Here is an 11,131-nt window from a genome sequence, read left to right on the forward strand (position 1 = left end):
GTCCTCGGCCGACGGCGCGGCCGGGCGCGCTGGTTCCCCGCCAGGCCACACGTCGGCCGATCGCACGGCCGGGCATACCCCGACCGCGTGGCACGCCCGGCCGACGGCGCGGTCGGGCGTGCGCCGGTCCGAGGTCGGGCGTGCGCCCGTCGGCCGTCAGGCCGCGCACTCGTCGGCCGACGGCGCGGTGGCGGCCCGGACGTCCCGGCTCAGCTCGCCGCCGCGCACCAGCTCGACCGACTTCTCCACGTCCGGCGTCAGGTAGCGGTCGTCGCCGAGCGGCGCGACGTGCCGCCGCACGGTCTCGTGCAGCGTCGCGGTGCCCGCGCCGAGCGGCAGGCCGGACATCCTGTCCTTGATCAGGTCGATGCCCTGCGCGGCCATCATCACCTGCACCGCCAGCACGGTCTCCAGCCGGTCCAGGTTCTCGTGCAGCCCGCGCACCGACGCCATCGCCATGGTGTTGTGGTCCTCCTGGCCGAACTTCGCCGGCCGCGACAGCGTCCCGGCGGGCGTGGCCCGCGCCTGCATCTCCGGCACCAGCGCCACCGCCACGGTCTGCGCCTGCACCATGCCGGAGTTCAGGCCGACCTCACCACCGGCCAGGTTGGCGGGCAGGTGGTAGCTCCACTTGTCCGCCAGCAACCGGCCCGACAGCTCCTGCGACAGCACGCCGAGGTCGGCCACCTGCGCGTTGAGCGCGTCGATGGCGTGGCCGAGCAGGGCGGCGTCCCAGTTGCCGCCCATGACGAACTCGTACCCGCCGCCGGGCTTGGGGAACACGAGCGGGTTGGAGGTGGAGGCGTTCGCCTCGCGCTCGACGTGGCCGCGGGCGTCGGCCAGGGTCTGCCGCAGCGCGCCGAGGATGTGCGGCGTCGCGCGGACGGACACCGCGTCCTGGATGCGCGGGCTCTCCTCGCCCAGCCGTCGCCTGCCCTCCTCGGTCATCCAGCCCGTGCCGCAGATCAGCGCCCTGGTGCGGCGGGCGGCCTCGACCTCGGCCGGGATGCGGCGCTCGTCGTGCGTGCGGGGGTCGAACGCGCCCTGCTCGGCCCTGGTCGCCTCCAGGAACAGGGCGAACGCCGCGTCGAACGTGTCCACGAGCCGTTCGGCGCGCACGACCGCGTCCACGTACCGCGCGGTCAGCACGCTGCTGCCGCTGATCAGCGGCAGCGCCTCGCCCTGCTCCAGCTGGAACGCGGTCGGCAGGCCGGCGGCGGCCAGCACCTCGGGCGCCGGCGCCTCCCGGCCCCGGAACCGGGCGGGCGCGGGCTCGCCGGTGAGCACCAGGCCCGCCGCCGCCATCGGTTGGAGGTCCCCGGTCCCGAGCGAGCCGATCTCCGGCATCCTCGGCGTGACGCCCGCGTTGACCAGCGCCGTGATCCGGTCGACGAACTCCGGCCGCACGCCCATGGCGCCGCGGGCCATGGTGTTGGCCCGCAGCACCAGCGCCAGGCGGGCCACCCGGTCCGACAGCGCGGGCCCCACCCCGGCCGCGTGCGAGCGCAGCACCCGGCGCTGGAACTCCACCCGTTCCCCGGCCGGCAGCGGCTCGTCCTTCAACGGCCCGAGCGCCTGGTTCCACCCGTAGACCCGCTGCCCGCCCTCCACGGCGGCGACCGCGCCCTCGCGCGAGGCGGCCATGGCCCGACGCGCCTTGAGCCCCAGGTGGACCTCCACCGCGTCGGCCTCCAGCACGCCCGCCACCCGCTCCCACGTCATCGACTCGCCGTCCAGTTCGACCCGCAGCGCGTCGCCGCCGCGCGGCGCCGCCGCGCCGGCGACCGGCGACAGGAGCGGCGTGCCGGCCACGGTCGTCCAGATCACGGCCGCCAGGACCAGGAGCCGCCTCGGTTGTGCCATCCCCGACCTCTCTCGTGCGGTGAACCCGCCCAGAGTTATGGGGCACGCGGGGTCCGCGCGCCGGCCGAACCGGGCCGCTCGCCGCCCGACCGCCGCGATGATCGCTCCAACGGGTGAACGGCGCACCACCTGGCCAGGTCACCCGACCTGGCCGGCCGGCCGGCCCCGGGGTCGCCACCGCGCCGCACCCCACGGGCCTTCCCGGCCACCGCCGCCGCCGTCACGATTTCCCAACCCGATCGGCCACGCCGTCCCGTGACCGGCAGTGAGGAACCCATGACGATCTCCGAAGAACGACCCGTGCACGACGAGGAGCGCACCGGCGAGGCCCTGCGCGCGGCGCTCGGCGTCGCGGCCGGGATCGTGGGCGCCGACCGCGTCCAGGTCCACCCCGACCCGTCGCCCCGGCCGAACGTCGGCGAGTTCCGCCCCCGCCGGGTGCACGGCGTGGTCTCGCCCCGCACCGCGGGCGAGGTCCGCCGCGTCGTCCGCGCCTTCGCCGGCGTCGGGCGGCTGCACGCGATCAGCACCGGCCGCAACTGGGGCCTCGGCTCCGGCGAACCCGCGCGCGACGACGCGGTCGTGCTGCGGCTGGCCGGCCTGGACCGGGTGCGCGAGCTGGACGTGGCCGACGGGTGGGCGGTCGTCGAGCCGGGCGTCACCCAGGGCCGGCTCGCCGCGCTGCTCGACGGCACGGAGCGCGTGCTGAACGTGACCGCGTCGTCGGCGCACACCAGCGTCGTCGGCAACGCCCTCGACCGCGGCGTGGGCCTGCGCCGGCAGCGGGTGGACGACGTGCTCGGGCTGGAGGTCGTGCTGCCCGACGGCGACCTCGTGCGCGTCGGCTGGTGGCCGCGGCCCGGCCGGCGCACCCCGGTGTACCGGCACGGCCTCGGCCCGTCGCTCGCCCCGCTGTTCGTCCAGTCCGACCTCGGCGTGGTCACCGCCGCCGCGGTCCACCTCGCGCCCCGGCCGGAGGCGCAGCGCGTGCTGCGGCTCAACTTCACCGCGGACGCGCTGCCGCGCGCGGTGGACCGGCTGCGCCGGTGGACGGCGCAGGGGCTCGTGGGCGGCGTGGTCAAGGTCTTCGACCGCACCGCGGCCCGGATCTACGGCGGGGGCGGCGAAGGCTTCCAGGCGCACGTGTGCGTCGAGGGCACGCGCGCCGCGGTGGCCGCGCTGACCGCCGTGCTGCGGGCCGAGGCGGCGGACCTGTTCACCGAGGACCCCGGCGAGCCGACCGACCCCGTCGCGCGCACGGTGGCGAAGCTGTACGCCGGGGACCCGGGGGCGAACGACGACCTCCTCGCCGCGACCCTGGGCCAACCGGCCGAGCACGTCGACCGCCTCGGCCGGGGCTGGCTGTTCTTCCTGCCGCTGGTGCCCTTCACCGGCCGGGACATCGCGCACGCGTTCGCCCTGCTGGACCGGGTGCGGGCCGAGACCGGCGCCCGGCCCGGCGCGACGCTCAACGCCCTCGGCCCGGACCTGGTCGACTTCGTCGTCCCGATCAGGTTCGACCGCACGCCCGAGGGCGCGGGCCGCGCCCACCTGGCGCTGGACCGGGCCTACGAGCTGTTCGCCGACGCGGGCTACGTGCCGTACCGGCTCGACGTGGACCACGCCCACTGGCTGGACCGCCTGGGACCCGACCCGGCCGCACGGGCGCTCGCCCGCCGGCTCAAGCACGCGATCGACCCCGCCGGGACGATCGCGCCGGGGCGCTACGCGTGACCCCGGACCACCACCACCGCCAGAACGGGGGACGACAGCGGATGACCGGCACCGGAACGCTCGAAACGCACCTCACCGCCCGAGACATCCTGGACCGGGCGCGGGACCTCGCGCCCGTGCTGCGGGAACGCGCCGCCGACATCGAACAGGCCCGCCGGCTGCCCGCCGACGTGGTGGAGCTGCTGCGCGCCGCCGGCGTGTTCCGGATGGCCGTGCCGACGTCGTGGGGCGGACCCGGCATGACCTCCGCCCAGCAGACCGAGGTCGTCGAGGTGCTGGCCACCGGCGACGCGTCCGCCGCGTGGTGCGCCATGATCGGCACGGACTCCGGCATCTACGCGGGGTACCTGGACGACGCCGTGGCCCGGCGGCTCTACCCGAGGCTCGACATGATCACCGCCGGGTGGATCCACCCGCAGGGCCGGGCCGAACGCGTGCCCGGCGGGTACCTGGTCAGCGGCGAGTGGCGGTTCGGCAGCGGCAGCACGCACTGCGACCGGCTGGCCGCGGGCTGCGCGGTCCACCGCGACGGCGAGCCGGAGCCCGGCCCGGACGGCGCACCCGTGCACTGGCGGGTCGTGCTGGCCCGCCCCGAGCAGTTCGAGCTGGTGGACACCTGGCACACCACCGGCCTCGCGGGCAGCGGCAGCGGCGACTACCGCGCGACCGACCTCTTCGTGCCCGAGGAGCACACGTTCAGCTTCGCCGAGCCGCGCCGGGACGGCCCGCTGCACGCCGCGCCCGACGCCACCGTGCGCAAGATGCCCGGCGTGCCGCTCGGCGTGGCCCGCGCCGCGATCGACCACGTGCGCGCGCTCGCCGAGACCCGCGTCGACCGCGCCACCGGCGAGCGGTGGTCGGCCAACCACGACGTGCAGGCGGCGGTCGGCGCGGCCGAGATGGAGCTGGCCGCCGCCCGGCACGCCGTCTACGCCACCCTCGACCGGCAGTGGGCGCGGCTGGCCGAGGGCGCGCGGCTCACCCCGGACGAGCGCGCCGCCACCGCGCTGGCGCGCTACCACGCGTTCCGCACCGCCAGGTCCATCGTGAACCGGCTGTACGACCTGGTCGGCGGCGCGGCCGTGTACCGCAGGACGTCGCCGCTGGACCGGTGGCTGCGCGACCTCACCACCATGTGCCAGCACGCCGTCGCGCAGCACTCGATCGTGCGGGCCTCGGGCGAGCTGCTGCTGGGCGGCACACCCGCCAACCCGTTCCTCTGACACCGAATCGACGCTGGGGGGCTCGAGAAGATGACCGAGAGCACGAGAACGGAACCGGGGGCGACCACCTTCCCGAGGGTGCGGTTGGTCCCCGCCGCGGCGGACGACGCCGGTGCGGGGGTGCGCGTCTTCACGCTCGTGGAGCGGGCGAGCGGGCACGACCTCGGCTCGGCGGCGGTGCGGCTGTCGTCCGGGCCGCTCGCGTCGGCCGACCTCGGACTCACCCTGCACCGGCACGACCCGGACCTGGCCGTGGACGCGGTGCGGGCGCTGGCCGGCTGGTCGTTCCGACGCGGCACGGCGCGGGCGCAGCTGCGGTGCCCGCTGGACGACCTCGACCTGGCCAGGGCGGCGCTGGGCGCGGGGTTCCGCTACGAGGGCGTGCAGCGGTGCTCCGTGGTCACCGCCCGCGGCCCGGCCGACGGGGCCGTCTTCGCCCGGCTGCCCGGCGACGGCGCGGAACCCATCGCGCCGGCCCTGCCGGCCCTGCCCCGCGACGGCATCGGCGACGGGGTGCTCACGCTGCGCGTGGCCACCGCCGCCGACGCGGTGGCGCTGCACCTGGAGCAGAGCAACGCGGAGGCGCGCCGCTGGTCGTTGTTCGACCCCGTGCCGGAGAGCGAGACGGCCGCCGGGGCCGAGCGCGCCACGCTGGAGTGGGTGGTCGGGTCGCGGGCCCTGCTGGCGATCGTCGACGACGAGACCGGCCAGGTCGCGGGCAAGGTGGTGCTGCGGCCCGTGGTGCCGCCGGGCGTGGCCGACGTCGGCGTGGGGGTGCTGCCCGCGTTCCGCGGCCGCCGGTACATGGCGCGGGCGTTGCGGATCGTCACCGAGTGGGCGTTCGCCGAGGGCGGTTACGCGCGCCTGGAGGCGGGCGTGAAGGTCGCCAACGCGTCCTCGTCACGCGGGCTCGTCGCGGCGGGCTGGCAGTTCGAGGGGCAGCGGAAGTCCCGGCTGCGCAACCGCGACGGGACGTTCGCCGACGAGCTGCACTACGCCATCGTGCACCCGCACCACCGATGACCGGCGCGACGTCCCGAGGAGGCGACATGGCCCAGGGCCGCGGCCGGGTCGAGCCGGTCCACGTGGGCGCGGGGGAGGGGGACGCGGTGTGGCTCAACGGCGACGTGTACGCCGTGAAGCTGGACCACGCCGGGTCCGGCGGCGCGCTGACCGTGCTGGAGGCGGACGTCCCGCCCGGCGGCGGTCCGCCGCCGCACACCCACCTGCACGAGGACGAGGCGTTCTACGTGCTGGCGGGCGAGCTGGAGATCGACGCGGGCGGCCGGACGTACACGGCGGGCGCGGGCGACTTCGTGTTCGTGCCGCGCGGCATCCCCCACTCGTTCCGCAACACCACCACGCGGGTCGCCCGGCAACTGCTGCTGTTCACGCCCGGCGGCTTCGAGGGCTTCTTCCGGGCGCTGGGCGAGCCGGCGGTGCCCGGCGCGCCCCCGCCGCCGGCCGCGCCGGTCCCGCTCGACCGCCTGCTGGAGGTGGGCGCGAGCTTCGGCTCGTTCCCCCGATCGGATGAACGCTGAGTAATTGACCGACCGATACAGAACGGGTTAGCGTCCTCCCATGGGCAGGCCGAAGAAGTTCGACGACGTGGCGGTCGTCGATGCCGCGCTCGACGTGTTCTGGACCAACGGGTTCGAGGCCACGTCGACGGAAGCCCTGTGCGAGCGCACCGGCCTCGGCCGGGGCAGCCTCTACCACGCCTTCCGGAGCAAGTCGAACCTGTACCGGCAGGCGCTGGTGCGGTACGCGGAGGTCGGGTTCGCCACGCAGGTCGAGATCCTGTGCGGTCCGGGCAGCGCCAAGGACCGGCTGCGGGCCCTGCTCACCGCCGTGATCGAGCTGGACCTGGGCGACCCGGAGCGCCGCGGTTGCCTGGCGATGAACGCCGCCTCCGAGGCGGCGGGCCGCAGCGACGAGATCGCCGCGGAGGTGCGCCGCCAGTTCGCCCGGGTGGAGGCGTTGCTGCACGACGTGATCCTCGCCGGGCAGAAGGCGGGGGAGCTGTCCGCAGACCGCGACGCGCGGCAGCTGGCCCGGGGTTTCCTCGCCGGGTACTACGGACTGCGCGTGCTGGCCAAGGTCGTTCGAGACCGCGCAACGCTCGTCGACGTCATGGAAGGCACGCTCGCGGCGCTGTGACCACGGGGGGAGGGCCGTGGTCACAGCGTTATGCCCGCGTTTTTAACCGATCAGTACAAAACCGCTCATCGACCGACGAGGACGGACCCATGCCCATCGCCGTCTACGTGCTGGGTCTCGGCATCTTCTCCGTGACCACCAGCGAATTCATGGTGTCCGGGCTGATGCCCGCGCTCGCCGCGGACTTCGGGGTGTCCATCCCCGCGGTCGGCTACCTGATCTCCGTCTACGCGGCCGGCATGGCGGTCGGCGGGCCGCTGCTCACCGTCGGCCTGCTCCGGTTCCCGCGCCGCAACACCCTGGTCGCGCTGTTCGGCGTGTTCATCGTCGGCCAGGTGATCGGCGCGCTGGCGGGCGACTACGGCGTGATGCTGGTGGCCCGCGTGGTCACCGGGATCGCCGCGTCGTCGGTGTTCGGCATGTCGTTCGCGATCGCCGTGGACAGCGCGGGGCCGGAGCGGACCGGGCGGGCCGCGTCGATCGTGATCGGCGGCCTGATGATCGGCACCGTCCTCGGCCTGCCCGCGGCGACGTTCGTCGGCCAGGCGTTCGGCTGGCGCGCCGCCTTCTGGGCGGTCGCCGTGCTGGCGCTGGTGGTCGCGCTGATCACGCTGCGCGCCGTGCCCGCCGCGCCGGCGGGCCACGAACCGGGCGTGCGCCAGGAGCTGGCCGCGTTCCGCGACGGCAGGCTGTGGGCCGCGTACACCACCAGCATGCTGATCATCGGGGCCACGTTCGTGGCGTTCAGCTACTTCACGCCGATCCTCACCGACGTCAGCGGGTTCGACGCGGGCAGCGTGCCGGTCCTGCTGGCCTGCTACGGCGTGGCGACCGTCGTCGGCAACGCCGTGGTCGGCCGGTTCGCCGACCGGCACACGATGGCCGTGCTCGCCGTCGGCCTGGTCGCGCTGACCGCGGCGCTGGCCGTGTTCGGGCTGTTCGCCGACGTCCCGGCGGTGGCCGTCGCCGCGCTGGTGGCGATCGGGCTCGTCGGCGTGACGATGAACCCGGCGATGGCGGCGCGGGTCATCCGGACCTCCAACGGCCGGCCGCTGGTGAACACCGTCCACACCTCGGTGATCACGCTCGGCGTGGTGATCGGCTCGTGGACCGGCGGCCTCGCGATCAGCGCCGGGTACGGGCTGCGCGCGCCGCTGTGGATCGGGGTGGCGCTGGCCGTGCTCGGCTTCGCGAGCATCGTGCCGGAGCTGCTGCGGTCGCACCGCACCACACCGCGCCCGTCGGAGGCGACCGCGGCGGTGGGCCGGTGAGGGGGCGGTTCGCGGGCCGTCGTCGCGGGCCGGTGGCGGGACGATTCGGGGATCGTGGTGGTGCGCCCGTGGTGGGCGGTTCGGTGATCGTGGCGGTGTGCCCGTGACGGGGCGGTTCGCCGACCGGGTCGCGTTGACCACCGGCGCGGGCAGCGGCATCGGGCGGGCGGTGGCGATCGCGCTGGCCGAGGAGGGCGCGGCCGTCGTGCTGGCGGGCCGCGACCCGGACCGGCTCGCGGAGACCGAGCGCGGCATCCGCGAGCGCGGCGGCACGGCGCTGGCCGTGCCGACCGACATCGCCGACGCGGACGCCGTGGCCGAGCTGTTCGCCGCGGTCGGGGACCGGTTCGGGCGGCTGGACGTCGCGGTCAACAACGCGGGCGTGCGGGAGCTGGGACCGGTCGGCGAGCTGGACGAGGAGGCTTGGCTGCGGGTCGTCGGCACCAACCTCACCGGCACGTGGCGGTGCCTGCGCGCCGAGGTCGAGGCCATGCGCGGGCGCGGCGGGGCGATCGTCACCGTCGCGTCGACCGTCGGCAGGCACTCGGTGCTGCCCGGCTTCGGCGCGTACGCGGCGACCAAGGCCGGGGTCGAGGCGCTGACCCGGACGGCGGCCCGCGAGTACGCGCGCGAGGGCATCCGGATCAACACGGTGAGCCCCGGCCCGACCGACACCGCGATGGCGTTCGCGCCCGGCGAGAGCCTCGCCGAGCGCGACGAGCGGTTCGCCGCGGTGGTCCCCGCCGGCCGGGTCGCCGCGATCGAGGAGGTGGCCCGCACGATCCTCTGGGCGTGCTCGGACGAGGCGTCCTTCTTCGTCGGGCACGATTTCGTGGTGGACGGGGGAAGCGTCCTGTGAGGTGACCCCGGTCAGGCCGGGACGGGCGCCCAACCGTCCCGCAGCGCTTTCGCGACGGCCAACGTGCGATTGGGCGTGTTCAGCTTGGCCAGAATGTTCGCGACCAACCTCTTCACCCCGTGCGAGGAAATGCGGAGCTTGCGCGCGATCTGCTTGTTGGTCAGGCCGAGCACGAGCAACGACAGCACCTGCTGCTCGCGCGGCGTCAAACTCGCCGGGAACGGCACCACGCCCGTCCGCGCGCCGCCGCGGACCTCCGCGAGGAGGCTGTTCGCCATCTTCACCGGCATCGGCACCTCGCCGCCCACCATCCGGCGCAACGTCTCGTCCAACGTCACCGCGTTGATCTCGGGCAGGCTCAGGAAACCGTGTCCGCCCACGTCAGCGGCCCGCAGGATGTCCTCGGGGCCGAGCCCGCCCATGATCACGAGCCGCCTCGCCGCGGACCGGGCGTCGTCGGTCGCCAGGGGTTGGTCGAGTTCGCCGAGCGCCACCACGACCACGTCGAACGCGCCGCCGCGGAGTTCCCGCAGGGCCTCCTCGGGCGAATTCCGGACGTCGAGCCGCCCGACCCGCGGCAGGGTCGCGAGCAGGCGCTCCAGCCCGTACCGGGCCAACTCGTTCCGAATGCCGATCAGCACTTTTATCGGGTCGACGGACCCCATGGCTCGTTCCACATCTGCCCCCTCAGATAGGCTTCCGAGTGTAGCAAGACGGGATTGCGGTCCCGGCACGCAATTGCGCGCCGGAGACCGCATTTTTCACCCATTCGTATGATGGGCGACGGGCGTTCCGGGGACGGAAAGGCCCGGTCGGGTCACATGCTCAGACCGCTGGTGAAGACCTGGTCGTAGAACACCTTCAGCTCCGCCACGGTGGTGTGCCGGCCGAGGCGCGAGTAGAGCTGGTCGAACGCCTCCGACCACCGCCGCCGGACGTCGTCGGGGAGGACGAGCGCGCGGAGGTGGCGCTGGTACACCTCGTGCAGGGCCAGGGTCGTCGGCGGCAGCGGCCCGGCGAGGACCGGTGGCGCGACGACGGGAGCGGGCACGCGCACGGCCCCCGGGCCGGGCGGCAGACCGCCGGGCGGGCCGGGCGGCAGACCGTGCGCCGGTCCCGGCGGCGGTCCCTGCGGGAGCGCGCCGGGCGGCCCTTGCGGCACGCCCTGCACCGGCGGCGGTCCCTGGGGGAGTGCGCCGGGCGGCCCTTGTGGTGTGCCTTGCCCCGGAAGCTGCCCTTGGGGCGGCGCGCCCGGCGGCGGTGCCGCGGTGGTCGTCACCGGCTCGTCGTCGGTGAAGTCGAACATGTCGATCTCTTCGGTGAGCACGGGGGTCCGCTGGACGACCGGCGTGGACGCCTGCTCCGCGCGCAGGCGTTCGGCGGCCCGGTACTCGTCCATCGTCCGCACCCGGCCGGTGCGCCGCTGGAACGTCGTCAGCTCCTGCCGCAGGTCCTCCGCGGTCACGTGGAGGTTCAGCACCCGCTGGTAGAACTCGGCGGCCAGGGTGTTGGCGTGCGCCCACGCGGTGACGTCGGTGAGCACGATGTTGTCCAGGTGGTTGAGCTGGACGTGACCGTCGTCGGTGTAGAAGTGGTGCCGGTTGCCGGTCTGCTGCTCCCGGGTCACGTGGAACTCGGTGAACGTCCGCCTGCCCCGCGGCCCGGTCGGGAAGACCGACACGTGCCAGCCGCCGGCGAACAGGAACCCGAACCAGCCGCCCTTCTCGGACTGCACGTGCCGGACGAGCGGCTCGAAGTCGGTGGGCATCACGCACCTCCCCGGAGCGGTCCGGCGGCGGGGGCGACGGGTAATCGGGCGGGTGATCGTGACGGCGTCATGGCGGCCTCCCTCTCAGGTGGCCCGACTGTAAGCCTGGTCGGAGGCGGCGGACGTGCGTCATTCGGCTGAAACCGCCCGGCGCGGCGTCAGTCGTCCCTACCGTTTGAGTTGTCCGGCCTCGTAGGGTTCGGATGCCCCGGGAGGGGCGGGTGTGGCTTTCAGTCGTCTGCCGCCGGTGTGG

General features: G+C 75.0%; 10 protein-coding genes. 7 read left to right on the top strand and 3 right to left on the bottom strand.

Going from position 1 to position 11,131, the window contains the following annotated elements:
* Positions 1-156 precede the first annotated feature (156 nt).
* Positions 157-1,863, bottom strand: a complete 1,707-nt coding sequence (gene hutH, locus ACFXGA_RS37515; RefSeq protein WP_378097035.1) for a histidine ammonia-lyase — start codon at positions 1,861-1,863, stop codon at positions 157-159.
* A 276-nt stretch (positions 1,864-2,139) separates the two neighbouring features.
* Between hutH and ACFXGA_RS37520 the strand changes: the two genes are divergently transcribed.
* From ACFXGA_RS37520 to ACFXGA_RS37550, 7 genes are all read left to right on the top strand, one after another.
* A complete protein-coding gene (locus tag ACFXGA_RS37520; RefSeq protein ID WP_378097038.1) occupies positions 2,140-3,597 on the top strand; it encodes an FAD-binding oxidoreductase in 1,458 nt (485 codons plus the stop codon).
* A 41-nt stretch (positions 3,598-3,638) separates the two neighbouring features.
* Complete coding sequence (locus ACFXGA_RS37525; protein ID WP_378097040.1) at positions 3,639-4,820, top strand: acyl-CoA dehydrogenase family protein; 1,182 nt, start codon at positions 3,639-3,641, stop codon at positions 4,818-4,820.
* A 78-nt stretch (positions 4,821-4,898) separates the two neighbouring features.
* A complete protein-coding gene (locus tag ACFXGA_RS37530; RefSeq protein ID WP_378097043.1) occupies positions 4,899-5,843 on the top strand; it encodes a GNAT family N-acetyltransferase in 945 nt (314 codons plus the stop codon).
* Between the two features lie 26 nt (positions 5,844-5,869).
* A complete protein-coding gene (locus tag ACFXGA_RS37535) occupies positions 5,870-6,361 on the top strand; it encodes a cupin domain-containing protein (RefSeq protein WP_378097046.1) in 492 nt (163 codons plus the stop codon).
* Between the two features lie 40 nt (positions 6,362-6,401).
* Positions 6,402-6,980, top strand: coding sequence for a TetR/AcrR family transcriptional regulator (locus ACFXGA_RS37540; RefSeq protein ID WP_378097049.1), 579 nt, complete (start codon positions 6,402-6,404; stop codon positions 6,978-6,980).
* 89 nt (positions 6,981-7,069) lie between these two features.
* Positions 7,070-8,251, top strand: a complete 1,182-nt coding sequence (locus ACFXGA_RS37545; RefSeq protein ID WP_378097052.1) for an MFS transporter — start codon at positions 7,070-7,072, stop codon at positions 8,249-8,251.
* Positions 8,252-8,354: 103 nt separating this feature from the next.
* Entirely contained in the window at positions 8,355-9,110 is a 756-nt protein-coding gene (locus ACFXGA_RS37550; protein WP_378097055.1) for an SDR family NAD(P)-dependent oxidoreductase, read from the top strand.
* Between the two features lie 11 nt (positions 9,111-9,121).
* Here the strand turns inward: ACFXGA_RS37550 and ACFXGA_RS37555 are convergent, their stop codons facing one another.
* Complete coding sequence (locus ACFXGA_RS37555) at positions 9,122-9,775, bottom strand: LuxR C-terminal-related transcriptional regulator (RefSeq protein ID WP_378097058.1); 654 nt, start codon at positions 9,773-9,775, stop codon at positions 9,122-9,124.
* A gap of 152 nt (positions 9,776-9,927) precedes the next feature.
* Complete coding sequence (locus ACFXGA_RS37560) at positions 9,928-10,878, bottom strand: hypothetical protein (protein WP_378097060.1); 951 nt, start codon at positions 10,876-10,878, stop codon at positions 9,928-9,930.
* Between the last annotated feature and the right edge of the window lie 253 nt (positions 10,879-11,131).

It is taken from the genome of Actinosynnema sp. NPDC059335 (assembly GCF_042752395.1).
Classification (GTDB): domain Bacteria; phylum Actinomycetota; class Actinomycetes; order Mycobacteriales; family Pseudonocardiaceae; genus Actinosynnema.

Excerpts from the sequence above, each read along its gene's own strand:
- hutH (WP_378097035.1), bottom strand. The coding sequence starts at position 1,863 with ATGGCACAACCGAGGCGGCTCCTGGTCCTGGCGGCCGTGATCTGGACG.
- ACFXGA_RS37520 (WP_378097038.1), top strand. The coding sequence starts at position 2,140 with ATGACGATCTCCGAAGAACGACCCGTGCACGACGAGGAGCGCACCGGC.
- ACFXGA_RS37525 (WP_378097040.1), top strand. The coding sequence starts at position 3,639 with ATGACCGGCACCGGAACGCTCGAAACGCACCTCACCGCCCGAGACATC.
- ACFXGA_RS37535 (WP_378097046.1), top strand. The coding sequence starts at position 5,870 with ATGGCCCAGGGCCGCGGCCGGGTCGAGCCGGTCCACGTGGGCGCGGGG.
- ACFXGA_RS37540 (WP_378097049.1), top strand. The coding sequence starts at position 6,402 with ATGGGCAGGCCGAAGAAGTTCGACGACGTGGCGGTCGTCGATGCCGCG.
- ACFXGA_RS37545 (WP_378097052.1), top strand. The coding sequence starts at position 7,070 with ATGCCCATCGCCGTCTACGTGCTGGGTCTCGGCATCTTCTCCGTGACC.
- ACFXGA_RS37555 (WP_378097058.1), bottom strand. The coding sequence starts at position 9,775 with ATGGGGTCCGTCGACCCGATAAAAGTGCTGATCGGCATTCGGAACGAG.
- ACFXGA_RS37560 (WP_378097060.1), bottom strand. The coding sequence starts at position 10,878 with ATGCCCACCGACTTCGAGCCGCTCGTCCGGCACGTGCAGTCCGAGAAG.